The sequence below is a fragment of the Fusicatenibacter faecihominis genome (assembly GCF_020686945.1).
In the GTDB taxonomy this organism is placed as follows: Bacteria; Bacillota; Clostridia; order Lachnospirales; family Lachnospiraceae; genus Limivivens; species Limivivens faecihominis.
This window is the reverse complement of the sequence record NZ_JAJEPR010000003.1, coordinates 41,007-66,540: the sequence shown is the minus strand read 5'-3', so window position 1 is coordinate 66,540 and position 25,534 is coordinate 41,007. Positions and strand designations below refer to the sequence as shown.

Genomic DNA, 25,534 nt, shown 5'->3' with positions numbered 1-25,534 from the left:
ACGACAGAGATGTTATCAATTGTAATCCCCGCTTATAATGAAGAGAAAATGATTTTAAAGACAACGGAAGTTGTGAGCGGGATTATGGAAAGAGAAAAAATTCCTTTTGAGCTGGTCTTCGTAAATGACGGCTCCAAGGATCAGACCTGGGAAATGATCGAGAAAGCGGCGGAGAAAAACAGCCATGTGACGGGCATTCGTTTTTCAAGAAATTTTGGCAAGGAATCAGCGATTTTTGCGGGCCTTGCCAATGCGGAGGGCGACTGTATCGCCGTTATGGACTGTGACCTGCAGCATCCGCCAGAGACTCTGGTGGAGATGTACCGTCTCTGGGAACAGGGTTATGAAGTGATAGAGGGCGTGAAGAGAAGCCGTGGAAAGGAAAGCATTCTTCACAGGGCCAGTGCCGGAATGTTCTATAAAATTATGAGCAAGGCGGTTCAGATCGATATGTCCCGGGCTTCGGATTTCAAGCTGATGGACCGGAAGGCCGTGGAGGCTTTGCTTTCCATGCCGGAGAGAAATGCCTTTTTCCGGGCACTTTCTTCCTGGGTTGGGTATCGGACAACCAGTGTGGAATTTGACGTTCAGGAGAGAACTGAGGGAGAATCCAAGTGGTCCACCTGGTCTCTGATCAAATATGCCGTGCGGAATATCGTAGGCTTTTCCTCCGCGCCGCTGCAGATGATCACGGTGGCCGGTGTGCTGACCCTTTTGCTGGCGGTGGTGCTGGGAATCCAGTCCCTGGTAAAATATTTCTGCGGCCATGCGCTGGAGGGCTTCACGACGGTGATTCTGCTTCTTCTGATTATAGGCAGCCTCATCATGCTGAGCCTTGGCGTCATCGGAATTTATATTGCGAAGATTTACGAGGAAGTCAAGGGAAGACCGCGGTATTTTATCGCGAGAAAGATCAGCGGCAGGAAAAAAGACAATTAAAAAAGACGTCTCACTTTCATCATTCGGATGAGGGTGAGACGTCTTTTTTTATGAAATTAGTTTTTCTTCCGGTAATAGCCTTTCGGGGAAGAGGAATAACCGCAGACGTATTTGCTGTTGACGAGGCGGTAAGCCTGTACTTTATAGTAGTATGAGGTTCCCTCTTTGGGAAGGTTGGTGAGATAGGAAAGGGTACGGCCGGAGGTGATAATTTTGATTCTCTGGTAAGTACCGTTTTTGCTGGTGCTGCGGTAAATGGAGTAGCCGGTAGCTCCGCTGACGGCATTCCAGGTCAGTAGGAGATTTCGGTTGCCGTTTGCCAGGCGCACATTCTGAATGGAAGGTGTTGCCGGGATCACACGGACGCGGACGGTGCTGGAGTAGCCGCTGTGGAGGGTGGTACTTCCAGAGGTCTTATAGGCCCGGATCCGGTAGTAATAGTTGACGCCGGTTATTCTCTTGGTATCGGTAAAACTGGTGCGTTTCGTGGTGAGAATCCGTGTATAAGTGCCATTGAGGGAGGTGCTCCGGTAGACCTTATAGCCGGTGGCTCCGCTGACTGCTGTCCAGGAAAGAGAAACGCTGTTATAACCATGGCAGAGGTAACTTTTGATTCTTGGTGTGGAAAGGCTGACCGTTGAGCTGGAAGCAGAACCAGTTCCGGGAGTGACGGCAGCGGCTGTGTTTTTAGTAAAGGCCTTGATACGGGCCACAGCGCTCTTATTGCCGATGCTGGTCATATCTTTCCAGGTTCCGCTGCTTTTATAAAAGCTCTGCCCTGCGGTGGCGGAGGAATGGAACTGGATGCCGGCTGTGTTGGAGGTATAGTCCACAAAGGTGTCCACGCTGGTCTGATTTTTTCCACGGAAGGTGAGGACTACGGAGAAAGTATCTCCTTCCTTGAAGACAGGCTGGGTTTTCAGTGGAATCGTGTAATAGCCGCTGTAGGTGGTGCGGCCATATTGCTTGGAAGAAAACATGGCGGTTCCGCTTTCCGGTTCGCCTGGGTCCGGATTTTTGTACACCTGGATGCTGTAGTAGACGTCCGGAGTATAAAGAGCGAAAGAGACGGCCTTGAGCTGTTCTCTGCCGCCGGGATTTCCGCTGACGGTGAAAATGTTGGCGAGACATTCTCCATTGTCCAGATCCAGGGTGGAAGCGCCGAAGGAACCATCGTACTGATAGTTGTGGTCATAGTTGTCGGCTTTCTCCAGATCAAAGGCATAGGAGAGGGCGTCTTTCCGGTTATTCAGCGTCTTGTCCTCGTAGGAGATATAGAAATATCCGCCGTCGCCGAAGCTGATACCGTGGCTGTTTTTTGCAATCCAGGCCCCGGGAGAGGAAGGACGGCTGCCCTCTTTGAAGTGGTAGGCGGCATAGTTGTCATCCCAGCCCACTAGAGTGACGATGTGGTTGTTGTAGGAGGCAACTCTGGGGTAATAATAACCGCTGCTGTCAGAGAGATAACGGCTGTCGTAGTAAAAAGCGGAGGAGACAGCGCCGTATTCCATGATGAGCTTTTTCACATTGTCAAGATCCGCTGTGCTCACAAAGCGGGCATTCTGAAGATGAGCGGTGTCTTCATAGGCCAGGGCGCTGTTTAAGGAGGGAATGCTGGAAGAATTTTCGTAGGGAGCCAGAGCTTCTGGGGCGGCTCCGGTCCAGCTGGCCAGCTCAAACATCGTGAAGAGGTTGTTTCCACCGGATTCCAGGTAGTTGGAAGCGGTGGTGGGGAGACTTACCGTGTCTTTTGCTGTATTTCCCAGAGGATCTGTGGGGGAATTGAAGAAAAAGTAAGACAGGTGAAGCTCGGAGAGGTCCACAGAGGTGTCTGCCAGTCCTTTTTTGATGAGGCTGGCTTCTCCGGCACTGAGAGCGCCGAAGGCCCAGCAGGTTCCCCAGGGATTCTGGTTGCGGACGGGAGTGATCAGTCCGAGTTTTCGGGAATCATAGCTTTCCGGAAGCGTCCCGTAGGAACGGGAGTAGGTGTCAGTCGATCCGTAGTCCGGAAGAGAGGGAAGCCCCGCCGATGGCAGAGCGGAAGGAATATCAGCGGCAGAAACGGAAGTGCCTGCCATAAGGCAGGCACCGGCCAGAATCAGCGCGCTGACAACATTTCGTAAATAGAGAGATGGTTTTCTCATGGGTCTGTCAGCTCTTTTCTGTCAGTTATAAAGATTTTCGGGGTAAACGCCGGCTTCGATGAGTTCCTTGAAAGACTGGATCACGAAGTCTTTGTCTTCTTTGTAGGTCACGCCAAACCATTTGTCGTGGGTGGGCAGGACGGTCACATCGGCCTGGCCGCTCTGGATCAGCTGATCGACGATCGTGGGCAGAAGATACTCGGCTTTGATATCGCCGGGCTTGATCTGGCTTAAAAATTCCGGGAAGCCTTTGGCCAGAATGTCCAGAATATCCGGTGTGAATCCCCACATATTCATGGAAACGAGGCTATGCACATCTACCGGGGTAAGGCCGCCTTTTCCGTCGGGAACGCCTGCGCCCTCTGCGGTCTTGCAGATATCGTGGGTCTCAACGACGTGGGTCAGATGGCCGTTTTCGTTGGCCTTGCAGATGCCGCGGGTGACGGAACCGTTTTCACTTAAGGTATTTCCAAGGATGAAGCCCGCCATGCAGTAGTGAGCTTTGCCGTCTTTCGGCTGTTCGGAAACGAGGAACTCGTGGATTTTTTTCAGGCCTTCTTTTCCATAGTAGTCATCGGCATTGATGACGGCAAAGGGAATATTTAAGGTCTTGCGGCAGGCGAGAACGGCCTGACCGGTTCCCCAGGGTTTCTTGCGGTCTTCCGGGCAGGTGAAGCCTTCCGGCAGATCGTACATATCCTGGAATACATAGGAAACGTCAGCCATCTTCTCCATGCGGTTTCCGATGACGGTGCGGAACTCTTCCTCGATATCCTTGCGGATGATGAAGACGATCTTGTTAAAACCGGCTTTCAGCGCATCATGGATCGAGTAATCCATAATGATTTCCCCATTGGGACCCACTGGGGCCAGCTGTTTGATGCCTCCTCCGAAACGGCTGCCGATACCGGCTGCCATGACGACTAATGCAGTATCTTTCATAAAATAAATCTCCTTTGGTGAATAGTTTGGCAGAAAATGCTTTCCGCTGTGTATAAAAAAGCCGTGAAATACGGAACTTTTTACCAGAACTGAATGATGCCGGAAACTTTGTCATAGGCGCTGTCCCAATCCTGATCTTTGGTCAGTCCATTGACCTTTCCTTTGATGGTGACGGCGCGGGCGGTTTCAAAACGGCTGGTATTTGCCTTGATTCCCGTATTTGTAGTGAAATCATAGGTGTTCCAGCTCCGTTCCGCGTCATATTCTCCGTTCTTTTTGATCCGGATGTTGCTGAATGAGGCGTTGACACTGTCTCCGTTTAAACGGGCAGAGCCTTCGATGCGAAGAGCAATGTCGTTCTGGTTGGCCAGGTTTTTGTTTATGGCATAGCCAACACGGACACCATCCACATAGAATTCGCACCGGCCATTTTTACGGATGGTGAGCATCAGATGATAGGTCTTGTTGCGGGCTGCAAAGCGGGTACGGGAATAGTCCTGATCGCCAGGATTGTTGGATTTGACATTTTCTACGATGAAAGCCGTCTTGTCCGTATAGGGAGGGATGCCGTACTTATCGTACTGGATGCCGAAGCTGATGGCAGAGGTCGCTGTGCAGGCCACGAGTTTGGCATGATAGCCGCTGCCGGTTCCGGCAAGCTTTACATCTGCCTCGATGGAATAAGAGGAAGCGGTATTTTCGATGGAACGGTACTCCGAACAGGTCCGGGTAAGGCCGGTCTTGCTGTAGGTGCTGCGGACACCGGCGGCCACAGCCTGAACTGTGTAGCTGTAGGTTTTATTTTTCTGGACGGTGTAATCCGTATAGGAAAGGACAGAGGCATCCAGAGGTGTCTTTGTCACCTGTACGAACTTGCCTCCGCTGACTTTCCGGTAAATGAGATAGCCGGTGGCATTGGCCGACTTCTGCCAGGTGAGCTTCAGTGCATTATTAGAATAGGTAAGGGCACTGAGCTTCGGCTGAGCGGGCCGGGAGGCGAGGGTTTTGGTTACGGTCTTACGTTTGCTTACTTTTCCGTTTTTTACAGCGGAAACGGCATAGGTGAATTTCCCTCCGCCGGGAGCCGTACGGTCGATCCAGGAAGTCACAGTCCCTTTGACGGTGGCGAGCTTTTTGTAGGAGCCGGCTTTCCGGTAGATAAAATAGTGGTCTGCCCCGGCTGTTTTCGTCCAGTTAAGCTTGACATAGCCTGATTTTACCGTGGCCAGGAGTTTTCGGGGAACGGAAACTGTGGCTTCTGCTGCTTTTGCCGGGCCCGTGCCGAAATCCGGATTGCCGGATAAGGGGCAGAGGGCAGCGGTAAAAAGAAGCAGGGAAGCATAAAACTTTCTGCCTTTCTTCATTTTCTCTTCCTCCTTGACATAGATATATTTAGTTTACCATATTTGCTGAAAACTGTAAACCAAAGATGAAAAAATGAATAAAATCGGAAAAACAGCTCCATGGGGGCTTGCTGTACGGACAGAAATTTGATATAATAATCCAAAAGTCTGCACAAATGCAGAAAAAACAGGAGGAAAAAAATGAAAACTTATCTGGTTACCGGTGGCGCCGGCTTTATCGGGTCTAACTATATCCATTATATGTTCAAGAAATACGGCGACACTATTCACATCATCAACGTGGACTGCCTGACCTACGCGGGCAATCTGGAGAATCTGAAAGATATCGAGGATAAAGAGAATTACACCTTTATCAAAGCCGATATCTGCGACGGAGAGAGGATGATCCAGATCTTTGAGGAGAATGACATCGACCGTGTGGTTCATTTCGCTGCTGAGAGCCATGTGGACCGCAGCATCAAGAATCCGGATGTTTTTGTTAAGACAAACGTTCTGGGAACACTGAATATGCTGAACGCTGCAAAAAACGCCTGGGAGCTGCCGGATGGCACCTTCAAGGAGGGTAAGAAATTCCTTCACGTTTCCACCGATGAGGTGTACGGTTCCCTCACCGAGGACGGCGGCTATTTCTACGAGACCACTCCCTATGCGCCCCACAGCCCCTACTCCGCAAGTAAGGCTTCTTCTGACATGCTGGTGAAGGCTTATATGGATACCTACCATTTCCCGGCCAATATCACCAACTGCAGCAACAACTACGGCCCCTATCAGTTTCCGGAGAAGCTGATCCCGCTTATCATCAACAATGCCCTGCACGGCAAGAAACTGCCGGTATACGGCGATGGCAAGAACGTCCGCGACTGGCTTTATGTAGAGGATCACGCCAAGGGAATCGATATGGTACAGGAGAAAGGCCGTCTCTTCGAGACCTACAACATCGGCGGACACAATGAGAAACAGAACATCGAGATCATTCACATCATTCTGGATACTCTGCAGGAGATGCTTCCGGAGGGAGATCCGAGAAAAGCGCTTGTGAGCGAGGACCTCATCACCTATGTGGAGGACCGTAAGGGCCATGACCGCCGTTATGCCATCGCACCGGACAAGATCAAGGCTGAGGTGGGCTGGTATCCCGAGACCTGCTTCGCAGAAGGCATCAGGAAGACGATCAAATGGTATTTCGAGCATGAGGACTGGATGGATCGCATCACCAGCGGCGATTATCAGAAATACTATGAGGACATGTACAGCCATAGATAAAAGGAGTAATTACTTATGAAAGGTATTATCTTAGCCGGAGGCTCCGGAACCCGTCTGTATCCGCTGACCAAGGCCATTTCCAAACAGATCATGCCGGTTTATGACAAACCAATGATCTACTATCCGCTTTCCATTCTGATGCTTTCCGGCATCAGAGAAATCCTGATTATTTCCACCCCGAGAGACCTTCCGGTATTCGAGGAACTCTTAGGCGACGGAAAACAGCTGGGAATTGATATTTCCTATGCAGTTCAGGAGAGTCCCAGAGGACTGGCAGACGCTTTCATCATCGGTGAGAAATTCATCGGAGACGATAACGTGGCGCTGATCCTGGGTGACAACATTTTCTACGGACAGAGCTTTTCCAAGGTGCTTCAGAGAGTGGCAGCCAGAGAAGACGGCGCGACCATCTTCGGCTACTATGTGAGAGACCCGAGAGAGTACGGCGTGGTAGAATTTGACGAGAACGGCAAGGCCCTTTCCATCGAGGAGAAACCGGAGCATCCGAAGTCCAACTATGCGGTGCCGGGCCTTTATTTCTATGACAATGATGTGGTAGAGATTGCGAAAAATGTAAAACCCTCCGCAAGAGGCGAGATCGAGATCACCAGCGTGAATAATGAATATCTCAGAAGGGGCAAACTTCATGTAGAGACTCTGGGAAGAGGCCTTGCATGGCTGGATACGGGAAATCATGACTCTCTTCTGGACGCGGCTGATTTTGTGGCAGCCTTCCAGAAGCGGCAGGGCCTTTACATCTCCTGTATCGAGGAAATTGCCTATCGCAGAGGCTTTATCAATAAGGAACAGCTTCTTGAGCTTGCAAAACCGCTGATGAAGACCGCTTACGGCCAGTATCTGGTAGAGATAGCAGAGGGACTTTAAGCCTTCAGTGACCAGAAGGAACCAGGAGACTGGGGCCTTCTGGTTTTCATTGTTTAAAGGATAAAAAGTAAAAATGTCAGGAGGACAAAAAAATGGGAAAAATTACAGTGGAAACTTGTGAAATCGAGGGCCTGAAGGTCATTACCCCCACCGTTTTCGGGGATGAGAGAGGCTATTTTATGGAAACCTACAATTATAACGATTACAAGGAGGCAGGCATCGACATGGAGTTCGTGCAGGACAACCAGTCTGCATCCAAAAAAGGCGTGCTCCGCGGCCTGCATTTCCAGATCAACTATCCCCAGGACAAGCTGGTGCGCGTGGTGGCCGGTGAGGTTTATGATGTGGCAGTCGATTTGAGAAAAGGCTCCAAGACCTATGGAAAATGGTTTGGTGTGCTGCTTTCTGCTGAGAACAAGAAGCAGTTCTTCATCCCGAAGAATTTCGCCCATGGTTTCCTGGTGCTTTCCGACCATGCGGAGTTTGCTTACAAATGTACCGATTTCTATCATCCCAACGATGAGGGCGGACTTTCCTGGAGAGATCCGGACATCAACGTACAGTGGCCTATTCCGGAAGGCATGGAGCTGACCATTTCCGAGAAAGACCAGCACTGGGGTTCTTTCAAGGAATATCAGGAGAAAAATAAGTAGGAGAATCATATGCTGAAAGATCTGTGTACTTTGCCGTCTGACCTGTATCGAAACCGGCGGCTTGTAAAAAAAATGGCAAAGAATGACCTGAAGAGCCGTTTTGCCGGCTCCTATTTTGGAACGATCTGGGCCTTCATCCAGCCCATCGTGACGATTCTGGTCTATTATTTCGTGTTTGGCATCGCCATGCGGGGAGGGGCTGCCTCGGGAGACGGGACGCCTTTCGTCCTTTACCTGGTGTCCGGTATTGTTCCATGGATGTATTTCCAGGAGGGACTGATCACGGGAACCAACTCATTTCTGGAATACAGTTATCTGGTAAAAAAAGTGGTCTTTGACATCAGTGTCCTGCCGGTGGTAAAGCTTCTTTCAGCTCTGGTTATCCATCTGTTTTTCGTGGCTTTCGCCATGATCCTGTTTGCCTGCTACGGCTACTATCCGAATATTTATTATCTGGAGATCCTTTACTACATGATCTGCCTCTTCCTGCTGATCCTGGCCATCGTCTATACGACGAGCTCTGTCATCGTCTTTTTCCGGGATATGGGACAGATCGTCTCCATTCTTCTGCAGATCGGCGTCTGGATGACTCCGGTTATGTGGGACCTTTCCTTCCTGAACGGTTATTCCTGGGGAAGCACGGTCATGCGGATTCTGAAGCTGAACCCGTTCTACTACATCGTTCACGGCTACCGGAATGCCTTTATCGAGCAGCGCTGGTTCTGGGAGGATAAGCTTCTGACCGTGTATTTCTGGGCGTTTCTGATTGTGTGCTATGTCTTCAGCACCTGGGTATTCAACCGGCTGAAGGGCCACTTTGCAGATGTATTGTAGTATCTATTCAGCAGTCACTGTCCCGCGAGGTGTTTTGGCATGAATATGCCAAAATCCCGAGGGTAGCATGCAAAAATCCCATCGCCGAAGGCGATTTTCATTGGATTTTTGCACATAACTGAGAAGGTACTGAACAGTTATGTACTGTAAGAAGAGCAGGAGGATGGATTTTTGGATAAGGATAAGAACATTGCGATCCGCGTAGATAATGTGAGTAAGATCTACCGGTTATACAACAAACCCTCAGACCGCTTAAAAGAGGCCCTTGGGTTTACAAAGGAAAAGAAATACCGGGAACACAAAGCCCTGGATCAGGTGAGCTTTGATGTACACCGAGGAGAGACCGTGGGCATCATCGGAACCAACGGTTCCGGAAAATCTACGGTGCTGAAGATCATCACCGGCGTGCTGCAGCCTACGATGGGAAATGTGACGGTGAACGGCAGAATCTCCGCTCTTCTGGAGCTGGGAGCCGGTTTCAACATGGAGTATACTGGCGTGGAAAACGTCTACCTCAACGGTACGATGCTGGGCTTCACGGAGGAGGAAATTAACAAGCGTCTTCCGGAAATTTTGCGATTCGCAGATATCGGCGATTTCGTCAACCAGCCCGTGAAAACCTACTCCAGCGGTATGTTTGTCCGCCTGGCCTTCGCTGTGGCGATCAATATCGACCCGGAGATCCTGATTGTAGACGAGGCACTTTCCGTGGGAGACGTCTTTTTCCAGGCAAAATGCTATCATAAGTTCGAGGAGTTCAAAAAACAGGGCAAGACGATCCTCTTTGTGAGCCATGACCTCAGCAGCATCAGCAAATACTGCGACCGCGTCGTGCTCCTGAATCAAGGCGTCAAGGTGGACGAGGGGAGCCCCAAAGCCATGGTTGACCTCTACAAACGTTTCCTGGTCCATCAGGAAGGGGAGCCGGAGAAACACATCGCCAGAGAAGGCGAGTGGAGAAGCAAGATCCAGGTGAACCCCAACCTCCTGGAGTACGGAGAAAAACTGGCGGAGATTGTCGATTTTGCCGTCGTGGATAAGGATGGAAAACTGACCAACACGATCGAGAAGGGAACCACCTGTACCTTCAAGATGAAGATTGAGTTCCATAAAGACCTTCAGGAGCCCATTGTGGCTTTCACGATCAAGGATATGAAAGGAACGGAGATCACAGGCACCAACACGATGTACGAGAAGATCGAGGTTCCGGCAAAAAAAGATACGGTGGTGGAGGTTTCTTTCACCCAGAAGATGGATCTTCAGGGCGGAAGCTATCTCATTTCCTTTGGCTGTACCGGATATATGGAGGGAGATTTCCATGTGTTCCACCGTCTCTATGACGCCTGCAGCGTCAACGTGGTATCCATGAAGGACACCGTGGGCTTCTACGATATGAACTCCAGGATTGAGGTGCAGGTAACAAAATAAGAAAGGGAAATTTTATGAGGGAGAAAATTGGAAAAATCACTCTGGATGACACCTGTTATTCAGGCAGCGACCTGTACAGTGATGGTCCTGTGGAAGAAGAACTTCTGGAGATTGCGAAAAGCTGTCATACGCCTGAAGAGTACAATCAGGTCATCGCTGAGAGAAAAAGCTGGCCGGTGATGTACCATTTTTCCCATATCCGTGGGAATATAGTGAGCTGGCTGCCCATCACGAAAGAGGATAAAGTTCTGGAGATCGGAGCCGGCTGCGGAGCCATCACCGGAGCGTTGGCAAAGAAAGCCGGAAGCGTAACCTGTGTGGAGCTTTCCAGACAGAGAAGCCTCGTCAATGCTTACCGGAATGAGGATTGCGATAATGTGACGATCCTTCTGGGAGCCTTTGAGGAGGTGGAAAAGACGCTGGCGGAGAAGTACGATTACATCACCTTCATCGGCGTCTTCGAGTATGCGGCCTGCTATACGGACAACGAGAATCCCTTTAGTTATATGCTTCAGCTGGTGGAGCGCCATCTGGCTCCGGGCGGAAAGATCGTCATTGCCATCGAGAACCGTCTGGGCTTAAAATACTGGGCGGGCTGTGCCGAGGACCATGTGGGCCGTTTCTTCGAGGGACTCGAAGGCTATCCCAACACGAAGGATGTCCACACCTTTTCGAAAACGGAGCTGATCCGGCTCTTCCATGAAGCAGGAAATTTCCGGCCGGAGTTCTACTATCCCTACCCGGATTACAAATTCCCCTTCTCCATCTACTCGGACGCTTACCTTCCGAGAAAAGGGGACCTCAAAGAAAATATCTGCAACTACGACCAGAGACGGCTTCTGCTTTTCGATGAGTCAAAGGTCTTCGATACCCTCATCGACAACGGGCTGTTTCCGGAGTTTTCCAATTCCTTTCTGGTGCTGCTGGGAAAGGAGGAGTCATGAAGAAGATTATTTATTCCAAATATTCCAATGAGAGAAATCACTGTCTTGCCATCCGCACGGACATTCTGGAGGATGAGGAGGGCGTCCGCTATGTGCGGAAACTTCCGGAATTCCCAGAAGGGAAACTTCATGTGGAGGCCATCTACCACTGGTACGAGGCGTTTTCCAGAGTTTTGGAGGGAACGAAACTCTCATATAACGTGTGCAGCCTGATTCCCGGCGGCGTGGAGCTGGAGTATCTCACGGGGGAGACGCTGGAGGAACATCTCTTATCTGTGGAAAAGAAGCAGGGCATCGAGCCTTGCGCGGAGGAGCTTCTGGACTATCTCGAATTTGTAAAGTCCCTGCACAAAGGAGCGAGCTTTGAGATCACAGAGGGTTTCCGGGAGGTGTTCGGGGAACACGAGCTTCCGAAAGAGACGGTCTGCGCGCCGTTTTCCAATATTGATCTGGTCTGCGGAAATATCGTTCTCACCGGAGAAAAATGGACCGCCATCGACTATGAATGGAGCTTTGATTTTCCGATTCCGGTGAATTTTATTCTCTACCGGATCATTTTTTACTTTACGGACCATGCAGACCGGGGCGAAGAGTTCAAATCCTTTGATCTCTATGAAAAAATGGGAATCACCAGTGAGGAGCGCAAGGCTTACGAGGCCATGGAGACCTCCTTCCAGAAATATGTCTGCCGTCGGCATACGCCCATCCGGGATCTCTATCAGGATATCAGCGCCGGTTCTCTTCGGGTGACGGACTACTTTCCACAGGAGATGCTGCAGGTTTATTTTGACTGCGGAGATGGTTTTTCCGAGGGGAATTCAAGACTTTTTCAGATGAGTCACAGAGAGGGCTGGGAGATTGAAAAAGAGATTCTTCTGCCAGAGGGCGTGAAGAGTCTTCGGCTGGATCCGGGCTACCGTGCCTGCATGACGGAGCTCCGGTGGCTTGCTTTTGACGGACAGACCGGTCAGGCGCCTGTGACGCTGGCGAAGGGAAGTTCGATGGGAAACTGGCTCTTTTTCGGGGAGGATGATCCGAACTTTTATCTGACGGAGATTCCTGAAGGAGCGAAAAATCTTCGGGTGGAGCTGGCGGTTTATCCGCTGGAGACAGGAGCGAAGAAAGAGCTTGGTCAGCTGGCGGAGCTTTCCGCATCCCGGGGAGAAGAGATCAGGAAGCTTCGGGAGCAGCTTCGCCAGGCAGAGAATACCATCAGTGAGATGAAACATACGAAGGTATGGAAAGCATATGAGAAATACAGAGGCTACAGAGAACAGCATCAGAAATAAGAAGGGCTAAAGGAGTATCGATGAGCATTCAGAAAGTAGTAGTTGACACAGAAAGTTACCAGTGGGTTCCGGGAGGGAGTCTGACGGTACAGGGCTGGAAGGCTGTGGAGGGAGAGAGCGCAGCGATCCTGGTTCTGGATGAAAAGGGAGAGCCGGTGAAGGCTGAGGTGAAATTTTATCCGCGACCGGATGTGGTAAAACGCTATCCGTCTTATGCGGCCCAGGCGGATGAACTGGGCTTTCGTGTGAAGCTGGGCGATTTTGAGAAGAATTTCATAAAGGTCGGAAAAGGTTTAAAGATCCTTCTGAAAGCCGGAGCCGAGGAAAAAGTCCTGCTGGAAAAGAATGCTTCGGAGCTGGAAGAGGGCTGGAAAGCCGCTTCCATCCAGTACTATGTGGACTTCTGCGGCCTGGAAGACCGGAAGATCACAATCCGGGGCTGGATTCTTGATCTCACCGGGGAAAATAACCTTTCGATCACCGACGAGAACGGAAATGAGGTGCCCGGTGCCCTGAAGCGTTCCTTTCGGCCTGATGTGGCGGAAAATACGGGACTGGAGAGCGTGGTGCCGGAAAATACCGAGGCCGGTTTTGCCTTTTCCTATCCGAGATCGGAGTTTGAGGGGAAAAAGCTGGTCTTCCATATGAAAAATGCTCTCGTTGAGAAAACTTACGAGATCTCGATGAAAAAATTTGATTTTTCCGTATCAAAGGTCGGAAGGCTTAAAAAGGCCATCGGTCGCGGAAAGCTGGCTGAGAACAGGGCAATCCTGAAGAAAAGAGGCATTACCGGGCTCGTGGAGCAGGTGAAGGACAGTGTTTTCACCGACGAAGAGCAGTATATGATGTGGCTCAAAAAGAAGCGGCCTTCTGCTCTGGAGCTTCACCGGCAGAAACACACGCACTTTGATTATGAACCCCTCATCAGCATCGTGATTCCTCTCTACAATACGCCGCAGGAGTTCTTAAGGAAGCTTCTCCAGTCGATCACGTCGCAGAGCTACCGGAATTTCGAACTCTGTCTGGCGGATGGCAGCACGAAAAAAGGCCCCTCTGCCTTTGTGAAGAAGTTTTATGGCAATGATCCGAGGATTAAGCTGAAGCATCTTAAGGTCAATGCCGGAATTTCCGAGAATACCAACGAAGCGATCCGGATGGCCACCGGTGAGTTTCTGATGTTCTCCGACCACGACGATTTCTTGGAACCCGATGCCCTCTATGAGATGGTAAAGGCACTGAACGAAGACCGGAATCTGGATCTCATTTACACCGACGAGGATCTCTGCGATGAGAAGGGAGAGCGGTTCTTTGCTCCCCGGATGAAGCCGGATTTCAACCCGGATTTCCTCCGGAGCATCAACTATATCTGCCATCTGGTCATGGTGAGAAAAAGTCTCGCAGAAGAAGTCGGCCTTCTTCGGAAGCAGTGTGACGGGGCTCAGGACTATGATTTCCTGCTTCGCTGCATCGAGAAAACCGACCGGGTTCACCATATCCCGAAGGTGCTCTATCACTGGAGAGTCTCCGATACTTCCACCGCTGGCAACCAGGACAGTAAGACCTATGCGATCGACGCAGGCAAGCTGGCCCTCACCGAGCACTATGCAAGACTCGGCTATGAGGCGGAGGTGGACTATACCGGAATCTTCATTATGTATAAGATGCGCCTGAAGCTTAAGAGTGAGCCGCTGGTGACGATTCTGATTCCCAACAAGGATCAGGCCGAGACTCTGGCTACTTGTCTGGACTCCATCTATGAGAAGACCGACTATCCCAACTATGAGATCGTTGTAGTGGAGAACAACAGCGAGAAAGAGGAAACCTTTGCCTTCTATGAGAAGATGAAGCGGGAGCATGAGAACTTCCAGGTGGTGACATATCATGGCGGCTTCAATTATTCGGCCATCAACAATTTCGGTGTCCGCCGTGCGAAGGGCGAGTACATTCTCTTCCTGAACAATGACACGGAGGTCATCAGTCCCTTCTGGATCCGCGAGATGCTGGGTTTCTGTCAGCGGGAGGACACGGCAGCCGTGGGAGCGAAGCTTTTCTATCCCGATGAATTGGTACAGCACTGCGGCGTTGTGGTTGGCATCGCGAATTATGCGGCCCATGTGCAGAACTTCAAGACCAGACGGGACAACGGTTACTTTGGACGGCTTCGGGCCGTGCAGGATATCAGCGCCGTAACGGCGGCCTGCATGCTGGTGAAGCGATCGGTTTTTGAGGAGATCGGCGGCTTTGACGAGAGCTTCGAGGTGGCCTTCAACGATGTGGATCTCTGTCTTCGAATCCGGGAGACCGGAAAACTTATCGTCCAGGATCCGAATGTGGAGCTCTACCACTATGAGTCCAAATCCAGAGGCTACGAGAACACGCCGGAGAAGCTTGCACGCTTTAAAGGCGAGGTGATCCGTTTCCGGAAACGCTGGAAGGCTTTCCTCGAACAGGGCGACCCTTACTACAGCCCGAATCTGACACTTTTGAACGGGGAATGTACCCTGAGAAAGGAACACGAGGTCCCGGAGGAATGGGAAAAACTGTTCCCCAATGGGGAGGAGGTTTAAGATGCTGGCACAGGTGCTGGGAGCGGAACGGGAACGGTTCCTGCTCGGAGAAAAAAATACCTATATTATAGAAGGAAACTGGCCCGCCGGGGCAAAAATGGAGGTCCGTCTGGACGGCCATCAGATTTCGGCGAAGCTTGTGAGCGGGGAAAAGGAAGAGGAACTGAGCCGCTCTGAGGAGGCCGTCCGTCTTCTGGGTGAGAAAAAGAAGATCACCATGGAGCTTCCGGAAGGCTGGGAGAAGGCCCATAAACTCGCTGTCTATGCCATGGAAAACGGGCAGAAAAATGTCTGGTTCCGGATTCCGGTGCGGGAGCTTAAGAGAAAGCAGAAGACGCCGCAGTTTTATCTCGATCAGGAGGTCATCGACGCGAAGACCGGAAGAATCCATCTGAGCGGCTGGACCGTATCCAGAGGGCCGGTGAAAATCGCACTTTTTGACCGTGAGAAAAAGAAAATTCCCTGTCGGATCAGCCGGAGCGCAAGACCCGATGTGGCTGGCATGTACGAAGAGTGCGAGGTGGCGGCAGACTGCGGCTTTACGCTGGACGCTTCGGATCTTTCCGGGGATGCCGTCTATCTGGTCTTTGCCGGAAAAGACGGGAAAAACGTCTATCCCATCAGCCTCAAGACTCCGGTGATCCTGAAAAATAAGGTGGAAAAGTACGCGAGAAAAGGCTTAAGCTACTGGAGAACCCACGGCACGGAGGCCTTCGTCTCCAAGACTGCCGGGAAACTTCGTTCCCTGAAGGATCGCCCGATGGAATACGAGAAATGGTTCCGTCTCCATGCGGCGGACAAAAAAGAACTGGAGCGGGAGAGAAAAGAAGTTTTTGTTTATCAGCCGCTCATCAGTATTGTGGTGCCGCTCTATAATACGCCGGAGCCCTTTTTGCAGGCACTCATCGATTCGATCACGGCCCAGACCTACGGAAACTTTGAGCTTTGTCTGGCGGACGGAAGCACCGACGGAAAGACCGCGGCTTTCGTAGAGAGAAGATACGGTTCTGATCCACGCATTCGCCTGAAACGCCTGGAGGTGAATGGGGGTATTTCCGAGAATACCAATGCTGCCATCCGTATGGCCACCGGCGAGTTTCTGATGTTCTCTGACCATGATGATTTCCTGGAGCCCAATGCCCTCTATGAGATGGTAAAGGCACTGAACGAAGACCGGAGCCTGGATCTGATCTATACGGATGAGGATCTCTGTGACGAAAAGGGAGAGCATTATTTCTCACCCAGGATGAAACCTGACTTCAACCCGGATTTTCTCCGGTCTATCAACTATATCTGTCATCTGGTTATGGTGAGGAGAAGTCTGGCTGAGGAAGCCGGCCTTCTTCGGAAGGAATGTGACGGAGCCCAGGATTACGATTTCCTGCTTCGCTGCATCGAGAAGACCGACCGGATTCACCATATCCCGAAGGTTCTCTATCACTGGAGGGCTTCCGAGACCTCCACAGCGGGCAATCAGGACAGCAAGAACTATGCCATCGAGGCCGGCAAAAAGGCCCTCACTGAGCATTACGCCCGTCTGGGGTATGAGGCGGAAGTGGAGTACACAGGCATTTTCATCCTCTATAAAATGCGCCTGAAAGTCAAAGGTGAGCCTCTGGTGACGATTCTGATTCCGAACAAGGATCAGGTGGAGACCCTCGATACCTGCCTTAAATCCATCTATGAAAAGACGGATTATCTGAATTTTGAGATCGTGATTGTGGAAAACAACAGTGAAAAGGCCGAGACCTTCGCCTACTATGAAAAAATGAAAATGGAGCATGAAAATCTCCATGTGGTCTATTATCAGGGCGGCTTTAACTATTCGGCCATCAACAATTTCGGCGCGCGTCACGCGAAGGGCGAGTATCTCCTGCTTCTTAACAACGATACAGAGGTTATCAGTCCCTTCTGGATCCGTGAGATGGTGGGCTTCTGCCAGCGGGGGGATACGGGAGCCGTGGGAGCGAAACTCTATTATCCCGACGGTCTGGTCCAGCACTGCGGTGTGGTGGTGGGCATTGCCAACTTTGCAGGTCATGTGCAGAACTTCCACACAAGTCAGGATGCAGGCTATTTTGGACGCCTTAAGGCCGTGCAGGATATCAGCGCCGTGACGGCGGCCTGCATGCTGGTGAAGAAGTCTGTCTTTGATGCGATCGGCGGTTTTGACGAGTCCTTCGTGGTTTCCTTAAACGATGTGGATCTCTGCCTTCGGATTCGCGAGGCCGGAAAGCTTATCGTCCAGGACCCGAACGTGGAGCTCTATCACTATGAGTCCAAGTCCAGAGGCTATGAGAACACCCCGGAGAAAAAGGAGCGCTTCAAAGAGGAGATTCTCCGGTTCCGGCGGCGATGGAAGACTTTTCTGGATCAGGGTGATCCCTACTATAGTCCAAATCTCTCCCTGATGAATGGCGAGTGCGAGCTTCGCAGGGAGAAGGAAGTCCCGGTGGAATGGAAGAAGCTGTTCTCACACGGAGAGGAAGCAGAGAAATGAAAGTACTGGAATGGGAAGTCAGGCGGGCCCGGTTCAGCCTGAAAGAGGAAAATGTCTATATTCTTCAGGGAGACTGGCCTTCCGGCTATGAGATGGTGGTTTTTCTCGATAAGGAAAAGATCCCTGCCCGGAGGGAAGCCTGGGAGTACGAAAGCGCCCTGGAGGTCTTTGGAAAGCCGGAAACTTTAAAAGGAGAGAAGATCACGGTCTTTCTCACTCTTCCGGAAAACTGGGAAAACTGTCGGCATCTTGGTGTCTTTGCCCTTAACGGCGAGGAAAAGCTTCTCTGGTATGAAGCTTCTGTGAAGCGGTTAAAAGAGGCCAGACGGACACCGCAGTTTTACCTCGAGGAGGAACTGGTGGACGGTAAAAACGGAAATCTCTATCTCCGGGGCTGGGCTGCAGACCGGGAGCAGGTAAAGATTGGCCTTTTTGATCAGGAGAAAAAGAAACTTCCCTATAAAATCAGACGGAGCGACCGGCTGGATGTTCAGATGCTCTATTTTGAGACGGAGATCGGGAAAAACTGCGGTTTTACCATCGAGGCGGAGGGCGTTTCCGGAAGGCTGGCTTATCTGGTGCTCTCCGGTTCCGGAGGAAAACAGATTTATCCGGTCAACCTGAATCCTGCCCGGATTCTGAAGCATAAAATGGAAAAATATATGAAGCGGGGCATGGATTACTGGAGAATCCATGGCATGCAGGCCCTGACGGCCCGGGTGGCAAGGGAGCTCTTTCCAGCTTCTGAAGAAGAGAACGTGGATTATCAGGTCTGGATTCAGCGTCACATCCCAGGGCCGGGAGAGCTGGAGCGTCAGCGGAACACAGCGTTTCCTTATATGCCGAAATTCAGCCTGATCCTTCCGGTGAAAAGCATGGAGGAGCGGCAGTTAAAGCAGCTTCTCCGGAATCTGGAGAACCAGACTTACCGGAATTTCGAGGTTTGTCTGGCAGATGAGACAGAGGATGTTCACCTTCATGAGGTGCTCCATACCTTTGAAAAGGAGGAAACCAGACTCCATGTGACGGAGCAGCCTGAGCATACGGGAATCGCTGAGGGCGTTCTCTCTGAGCTTAAAGAGGCGAAGGGTGAGTATCTGCTCTTTTGTCGGCAGGAGGATCTTCCGACACCGGATGCGCTCTTTGCCTTTGCGAGAGTTATCAATGAGCATCCGGAGGGCGTGTTGTTTTATCCGGACAATGACCGGATGACGCTCGATGGCAACCGGTTCTTTGAGCCGGAGTTCAAGCCGGATTTCGATCCCGAGCTTCTGGAAACCACGAACTATATCGGCCGCTTCTTTCTGGTAAAGAGGGACTTTTTTGAAAAATATGGAAGCGTGGATGCAGACTTTTCCGGAGCCTGCGATTATGACCTGCTGCTTCGATTGACGGAGGCGGCAACGAAAGAGCAACTCATCCACATTCCGCGGATTCTCTGCCATATCCGGATGGAGGAAGGGGTTTCTGCGGGGGAGGAAGAGTGGGAGAAGGCAAGACTTGCTTTGACGGCCCACTATGAGCGTCTCGGCGAAAAGGCCATGGTCCGAAAGGGCGAGAAGACCGGGCTTTTCCGGACACGCTTTGTCCGGGAGGAGAGCCCGCTGGTATCGATTCTCATTCCGTACCGCGGGGAGAAAGAAGCGCTGCGGCGCTGCATCGCCTCCTTGGACCGGAAATCTTCCTATCAGAATTATGAGTATCTGATCCTGACAGCGGAAGAAAATGTAGAAGAGGGGCTGACGGAAAAGCCACTTCGGCTGGTTCATTTTGGGCAGCAGGCGACGAAAGCAGTTCTTTTCAATGAGGGCGTGAAGCAGGCGAAGGGAAACTATCTCTTCTTCCTGGCTCCGGATACGGAGCTCATCGGGGCGGACAGCCTGGAGGAGATGCTCGGCTCCTGTATGCGAAAAGCGAGCGGCATCGTGGGAGCGAGACTCTACGACGGGGAGAACCGAATCGCCCATGCAGGCGTGATCATCGGCCTTCACGGCCTGGCCGGAGCTGCCTTTGCCGGCTTTCCAAAGACGGAGGAAGATGTCTACAGCCGGATCTTAAGCCGTCAGTGTTACAGCGCAGTGACTGGAGCCTGTATGCTGGTGAAACGGAGTGTCTTTGAGGCGGCGGGCGGTTTCTCGGAAGACTTTGGCCTGGCTTTTTGGGATCTGGATTTCTGCCTCAGGGTTGGTGCTTTGGGAAAACGGGTGATTTATGAACCCTACGCGGAATTTTATCATTATGAGGACAGGGAGAAGCTTCAGAAGGAGGCAAAGGAAAGACTGGAGGAATTTCATCAGGCCATTGCTCTTTTTGAGGAGCGCTGGTCGGAGCTGATCCGAACGGGAGATCCCTTCTACAATCCCAACCTCACCCTGGAAAAAGAAGATTTTTCTTTAAAACGGAACTAGTATCGAAAGGTGATTTTATTTTATGGAAAAGAGAGACAAGAGGCAGAAAATAAGAACCGTGCTGATTCTGGAAGTGTTGCTGTTTTTCAGCGGCCTTCTGATTTACAGCCAGTTTGTCTTCGGGGATCGCTTTCTGGCCTTCGGAACCTTTGCGGATGTGGGCAGCGATACGGTACAGCAGTATCTTATGCACTATCATTCTGTGGTCAACCACATACGGGATGGAAACGTCAGCTTCTGGGATTTCAATAACGGCTTCGGCGTCAACATGTTCCAGATGAACCTCTTTGATCCGACGCTGATCCTACTTTACCTGATTGGCCTGATCCGGGGGAGCAACCATATCTGGGGAGCTCTGGTCTATGTGCAGATTTTGAGGATTCTGATGGCGGGGCTGGCCAGTTATCTCTTTCTTTCCGAGTTTAAACTCTCCGAGAGGAGCAAGCTCTTTGCGGCCTATATCTACGGCCTCAACGGCTTTCTCATGGTCTGGGGACAGCATTACCAGTTCGGTATCATTACGGTGTATCTGCCGTTGCTGCTTTTGTTTGCCGAGAGGACTTTTAGGAGAAAACGTTTTCGGGTCTGCCTGCCGCTCATCGTCTTTCTGACGGTTATCGACAGCACTTATCTCGCCTATATGAGCTGCCTGACAACGGGCGTTTACCTGATTTTCCGGGTGCTGCTGGCGACGGAGCTTCCGGTGAAGGAACGACTGATCCGTTTCCTGAAAACCTGTCTCGGGATGCTGCTCGGAGTGCTCATGGGACTTTGCGTGCTTCTTCCGACAGCTTATGTGATCTTCCGTGTCAGCTCACGGCTGGAGAGCGAATTATCTCTGGGACAGCGCCTGTTACAGGGCTTTGTTCCCATGGATGGGGAGACTTACCTCACGATGCTTTACCGCTTTTTTTCTGCCAACCTTTTAAATAAGAACGGAGACTATGCGGGAAACAGCAATTATTATGAAGATCCATCGCTCTTTGCCTCGATTTTTTTGGTGATCTTCGGCGTGCAGTATCTCTGTGTGCTATGGCGAAGCCGTCTGAGCCGGTACAAAAAAGGTGTTCTTTACGGGGCAGCGGCGCTCATCGGTTTCTGCCTCATTTTCCCGCTGGCTGGCATCGTGTTCAATGGCTGTAGCGGTTATATCAGCCGTTTTTCCTTTGTGCTCATGCCGTTTTTTGCTCTGGTCATCGCCTGGATGGCGGACCGCTTTCTGGAGGGAGAGAGGCTTTGCATCCCGGCTCTTATCGCTACGGGAGCTTTGAGCATCTGCATTTACATAAGCGGTTATGCGTTTACGACGCAGCCTCCACAGAAAAATCTGATCCTTGGGATGCTGGCAGTGAGCCTTCTGTCCATGCTCCTTCTTCTGGCGGGACAGTTCCTGAAAAAGACGAAGTACCGCAGAGCTTTTTATACGATCCTTCTTCTTCTCGCTGTGTCTGATATGTGTCTGGAGGGAAAAGGTACGGTTACGGACCGGGGAGCGGTGGAAAAAAACGATACCACCTGCCTCTCCGACCTTTACAATGAGGATGTAAAGGAAGCCATCGCCTGGCTTAAGGAGACGGATACGGGCTTTTACCGGATTGAAAAGACCTACCGGGAGGGTATCGCCTCCATGACTTCACTTGCCCAGGATTACAGCAGCATCAGCGCTTATAATTCCATACAGAATGGAAATGTGAAGGAATTTGTTTTCAACAGCGCTCCGGACCTTCTCTTTGACGGCCTGAATTATTATTGCTACAGCGAACATCCGGAGGACGGAGAACTTCCTGTCTTCCTCGGAGTCCGATATCTTCTGGCGAAGGATGACCAGGTGCCGGATACTTACGAGTTTGTCCGCTCCTTCGGTACGATTTCCGTTTATCAGGCGAAGGAATACGCCGGTATCGTAAGCTTTTACAATGCCAGCCGTGCCATGACAAACGAAGATTTCAAGGCCAAGTGCAACAGCCGCGGAAACCAGCAGAGCCTGGATAAGGTGCTTCTTGCAAGGCTTGGTATTGAGGAGAGCCAGGAGGAGCTCGAGAGTTATCAGGCAGAGGCAAAGACGAAAGGTTCCACCGATCCGGTGAAAAAGACCGCGGAAGACAGTTATGCGGGCGACAGGGGAACTTTCACCCTGGAAAAAGCAGGGAACGATTCTCACCTGACAGGAACCGCCGAGGTGCCTTCCGATGGCTATCTTCTCATCACCGTTCCCTATGAAGGAGGCTGGGAGCTGACCCTGGACGGAGAAAAGCAGGAGATCCTCAAAGCGGACCTAGGCTTTATGGGTGTTCGTGTCAGCGCCGGAAGCCATACTTTTTCCTTAGATTATCATCCGCCCCTTTTCAAAGCGGGCTGTATCTTAAGCATCATCGGATGGCTGTTCTATCTCATCTATCTGGCAGTTATGATCCGAAACAAGAAAGACAAAAGAGGAGTGAAAAATCATGATCGACTTTAATGTTCCGCCGTTTACCGGGAAAGAACTGGAGTATATGCAGCAGGCAATAAAAAACAAAAAGATCTGCGGCGACGGCGAGTTTACCAAAAAATGCAGTCATTGGATGGAAGAAAAATTTCAGGCAAATCATGTGCTTCTGACGACTTCCTGTACCCACGCCCTGGAGATGGCGGCGGTTTTAACCCAGGTGAAACCGGGGGATGAGGTCATTCTTCCCTCCTACACCTTTGTCTCCACAGCGGATGCCTTCGTCCAGCGCGGAGCAACCCTGGTTTTTGTGGATATCCGTCCTGACACGATGAACCTGGATGAGCGTCTCATTGAGGATGCCATCACAGACAAAACGAAGGTCATCGTTCCCGTCCACTATGCCGGTGTGGGTTGTGCCATGGATGAGATCATGGAGATTGCAGCCCGCCATCATCTCATGGTAGTAGAGGATGCGGCTCAGGGAGTTTACGCATACTATAAGGGAAGAGCCCTCGGCACCATCGGTGATTTCGGCTGCTACAGCTTCCATGAGACGAAAAATTACTCTATGGGAGAAGGCGGCGCTCTGGTCTTCCAGAACAACGATTTTCTGGAGAGAGCGGAGATCATCCGGGAAAAAGGAACGGATCGGAGTAAATTTTTCCGGGGACAGGTGGACAAATACCGCTGGATGGATTATGGTTCTTCCTATCTGCCCAGCGATCTGAACGCAGCTTATCTCTGGGCTCAGCTGGAGATGGCGGACACGATCCGGAAAGACCGCCTGGACAGCTGGAACTATTATAATGAGGAGCTTCGTCCGCTGGCCGAGGCCGGTTACATCGAGCAGCCCTTCATCCCCGACTATGCAGATCACAACGCTCACATGTATTATATCAAGACGAAGGATCTGGAGACCCGCGGAAGACTGATTGATTTCATGAGAAAACATGATATTCTTACTGTCTTTCATTATGTGCCTCTCCACTCGGCGCCTGCCGGAAAGAAATTCGGCCGTTTCCACGGGGAGGATAAGTACACGACGAAGGAGAGCGAGCGCCTCGTCCGTCTCCCGATGTATTATCATCTGAAGGAAGAAGATCGGGAGCAGGTTGTAAAGGCCATTAAGGAATTTTATGAGTAAAGCAGGACAGATTTTTAAGCGGCTCACGCCCTATAACATCAAAAAAGGCATCCGTTACCTGAAGCATTACGGAGTCAGGGGCTTCTATGCCCGGCTTCTGGAGCGCTTCGAGGAGCGGGAGGTCGAGTATCAGGAATGGTATGAGAAAAACAAGCCTTCCGAGGAGGAGCTGGCTCGCCAGAGAAAGAAAAAATGGAAAGAGCCGGTGACGATCAGCGTGCTGGTGCCGGCCTACCGGACACCGGAGGCTTTTTTAAGACAGATGATCGAGTCAGTGCTGAATCAGACTTACCCATATTTGGAGCTCTGTATCGCCGACGGAAGCGGGAAGAATATTTCCGTGGAAAAGGTGGTGAAGGAGTACCAGGCGAATGATCAGAGAGTCCGTTACCAGCGTCTTGAGAAAAACGAGGGCATTGCAGGCAACACCAACGCGGCGATCCGGATGGCCACAGGCGATTATCTGGCCCTTTTCGACCACGACGATCTGCTGTCTCCCAACGCCCTTTTTGAGGTGGCTTCCACGATTGAAAAGGACAAGGCCGATGTGGTCTACACCGATGAGGACAAGGTGACGTCTGATTTGAAGGAGCATTTTCAGCCCCATTTCAAGCCGGACTTCAACCCGGACCTTCTCTGTTCCAACAACTACATTTGCCATCTTTTCGTGGTAAAAAGAAGCCTCGCTCTGAAGCTTGGCGGTCAGGATCCCGCCTACGACGGGGCTCAGGATTACGATTTTATCTTCCGCTGTACGGAAGAGGCGGAAAAGATCGTCCATATTGCGAAGATCCTCTATCACTGGCGGGTCCATCAGGCCTCCACGGCGGACAACCCCACCAGCAAGATGTACGCCTTTGATGCGGGAAAACGGGCTATTGAGGCGCACTTACAGCGGATCGGGGCGAAGGCTGAGGTGAGTCACACCAAGGATCTCGGCTTTTACCGTGTGAAATATCAGGTGCAGGGAAATCCGAAGGTATCCATCGTGATCCCCAATAAGGATGAGAAGGAGACGCTGAAAAAATGCCTGGAGTCCATCTGGCAGAAGACGACCTATTCCAATTACGAGATCATTCTGGTGGAGAACAACAGTACCACCCGGGAGATCCGGGACTATTATCAGGAACTGGACGGCAAAAACGGTGTGCGGGTGGTCTACTGGGATAAAGAGTTTAACTATTCCGCCATCAACAATTTCGGCATTTCCTACGCCAAAGGGGAGTATATCCTCTGCCTCAACAACGATATCACCGTGATCTCGCCGGAATGGATGGAGGAGCTTCTGGCCAATTGCCAACGGCCAGAGGTGGGCATCGTGGGCGCAAGGCTGTACTATCCGGACAACACGATCCAGCACGCGGGCATCGTCCTTGGCATGGGCGGCTGTGCGGGCAGTCTTTTCGTCGGCCTGGCGAGAAGCCGGGGCGGCTACCTTCATAAGGCGGCTCTCCAGCAGGATTTAAGCGCCGTGACGGCAGCCTGCTTTATGGTAAAAAAGGAAGCCTTCGAGAAAGTGGGAGGCTTTGAGGAAAAACTGGCGGTGGCCTTCAATGATGTGGATTTCTGCCTGAAGGTTCGCCATGCCGGTTATCTTGTGGTCTATGATCCTTATGCGGAGCTTTACCACCACGAGTCCAAGACCAGAGGCTATGAGAATACGGAAGCCAAGAAGCGCCGTTTCCAGGAGGAAATCGAGTATATGCGCTGCCACTGGATGCCGGATATTTTAAGAGATCCCTACTATAATGAAAATTTGTCTCTGAAGGCCAGCGACTATTCCCTTCGGAGCTGACAGC

17 protein-coding genes are annotated in these 25,534 nt (G+C 51.2%); 14 read left to right on the top strand and 3 right to left on the bottom strand.

The window, feature by feature from the left end:
• Positions 1-9 precede the first annotated feature (9 nt).
• The gene (locus LKD71_RS02465; protein WP_227614206.1) at positions 10-939 is read left to right on the top strand and encodes a glycosyltransferase family 2 protein; all 930 of its coding nucleotides are present in this window, start codon (positions 10-12) and stop codon (positions 937-939) included.
• A gap of 56 nt (positions 940-995) precedes the next feature.
• Here the strand turns inward: LKD71_RS02465 and LKD71_RS02460 are convergent, their stop codons facing one another.
• The 3 genes from LKD71_RS02460 to LKD71_RS02450 all read right to left on the bottom strand — a co-directional run bounded on the left by LKD71_RS02460 (position 996) and on the right by LKD71_RS02450 (position 5,389).
• Complete coding sequence (locus tag LKD71_RS02460; RefSeq protein WP_227614205.1) at positions 996-3,083, bottom strand: lectin like domain-containing protein; 2,088 nt, start codon at positions 3,081-3,083, stop codon at positions 996-998.
• A gap of 21 nt (positions 3,084-3,104) precedes the next feature.
• The gene (locus LKD71_RS02455) at positions 3,105-4,025 is read right to left on the bottom strand and encodes a nucleotidyltransferase family protein (protein WP_227614204.1); all 921 of its coding nucleotides are present in this window, start codon (positions 4,023-4,025) and stop codon (positions 3,105-3,107) included.
• An 80-nt stretch (positions 4,026-4,105) separates the two neighbouring features.
• Positions 4,106-5,389, bottom strand: coding sequence for a fibronectin type III domain-containing protein (locus LKD71_RS02450; RefSeq protein ID WP_227614203.1), 1,284 nt, complete (start codon positions 5,387-5,389; stop codon positions 4,106-4,108).
• Between the two features lie 180 nt (positions 5,390-5,569).
• Between LKD71_RS02450 and rfbB the strand changes: the two genes are divergently transcribed.
• The 13 genes from rfbB (at position 5,570) to LKD71_RS02385 (ending at position 25,530) form a co-directional block, all read left to right on the top strand.
• Complete coding sequence (gene rfbB / locus LKD71_RS02445; protein WP_227614202.1) at positions 5,570-6,652, top strand: dTDP-glucose 4,6-dehydratase; 1,083 nt, start codon at positions 5,570-5,572, stop codon at positions 6,650-6,652.
• 15 nt (positions 6,653-6,667) lie between these two features.
• Entirely contained in the window at positions 6,668-7,537 is an 870-nt protein-coding gene (rfbA, locus tag LKD71_RS02440; protein ID WP_227614201.1) for a glucose-1-phosphate thymidylyltransferase RfbA, read from the top strand.
• A 92-nt stretch (positions 7,538-7,629) separates the two neighbouring features.
• Complete coding sequence (gene rfbC / locus LKD71_RS02435; protein WP_178047055.1) at positions 7,630-8,190, top strand: dTDP-4-dehydrorhamnose 3,5-epimerase; 561 nt, start codon at positions 7,630-7,632, stop codon at positions 8,188-8,190.
• A gap of 9 nt (positions 8,191-8,199) precedes the next feature.
• Positions 8,200-9,024, top strand: a complete 825-nt coding sequence (locus LKD71_RS02430) for an ABC transporter permease (RefSeq protein ID WP_178047056.1) — start codon at positions 8,200-8,202, stop codon at positions 9,022-9,024.
• 171 nt (positions 9,025-9,195) lie between these two features.
• Positions 9,196-10,452: an ABC transporter ATP-binding protein gene (locus LKD71_RS02425; protein ID WP_178047057.1), complete on the top strand. Its 1,257-nt coding sequence runs from the start codon at positions 9,196-9,198 to the stop codon at positions 10,450-10,452.
• A gap of 14 nt (positions 10,453-10,466) precedes the next feature.
• The gene (locus tag LKD71_RS02420) at positions 10,467-11,396 is read left to right on the top strand and encodes an SAM-dependent methyltransferase (RefSeq protein ID WP_227614200.1); all 930 of its coding nucleotides are present in this window, start codon (positions 10,467-10,469) and stop codon (positions 11,394-11,396) included.
• Entirely contained in the window at positions 11,393-12,685 is a 1,293-nt protein-coding gene (locus tag LKD71_RS02415) for a protein kinase family protein (RefSeq protein ID WP_227614199.1), read from the top strand. Before LKD71_RS02420 ends, LKD71_RS02415 begins: the two co-directional genes overlap by 4 nt.
• A 20-nt stretch (positions 12,686-12,705) precedes the next feature.
• Positions 12,706-15,252: a glycosyltransferase family 2 protein gene (locus tag LKD71_RS02410; protein ID WP_227614198.1), complete on the top strand. Its 2,547-nt coding sequence runs from the start codon at positions 12,706-12,708 to the stop codon at positions 15,250-15,252.
• Position 15,253: 1 nt separating this feature from the next.
• Positions 15,254-17,752 (top strand): glycosyltransferase family 2 protein, encoded by a 2,499-nt coding sequence (locus LKD71_RS02405; protein WP_227614197.1) that lies wholly within the window; start codon positions 15,254-15,256, stop codon positions 17,750-17,752.
• Positions 17,749-20,160: a glycosyltransferase family 2 protein gene (locus LKD71_RS02400; protein WP_227614196.1), complete on the top strand. Its 2,412-nt coding sequence runs from the start codon at positions 17,749-17,751 to the stop codon at positions 20,158-20,160. The genes LKD71_RS02405 and LKD71_RS02400 overlap by 4 nt, the downstream gene beginning before the upstream one ends.
• Before the next feature lie 22 nt (positions 20,161-20,182).
• Positions 20,183-22,621 carry a YfhO family protein gene (locus LKD71_RS02395; RefSeq protein ID WP_227614195.1) on the top strand — a complete coding sequence of 813 codons (2,439 nt, stop codon included), beginning with the start codon at positions 20,183-20,185 and terminating at the stop codon, positions 22,619-22,621.
• Positions 22,608-23,735: a dTDP-4-amino-4,6-dideoxygalactose transaminase gene (gene rffA, locus LKD71_RS02390; RefSeq protein WP_227614194.1), complete on the top strand. Its 1,128-nt coding sequence runs from the start codon at positions 22,608-22,610 to the stop codon at positions 23,733-23,735. The genes LKD71_RS02395 and rffA overlap by 14 nt, the downstream gene beginning before the upstream one ends.
• Positions 23,728-25,530: a glycosyltransferase family 2 protein gene (locus LKD71_RS02385; protein WP_227614193.1), complete on the top strand. Its 1,803-nt coding sequence runs from the start codon at positions 23,728-23,730 to the stop codon at positions 25,528-25,530. Before rffA ends, LKD71_RS02385 begins: the two co-directional genes overlap by 8 nt.
• The last annotated feature ends 4 nt before the right edge of the window (positions 25,531-25,534 follow it).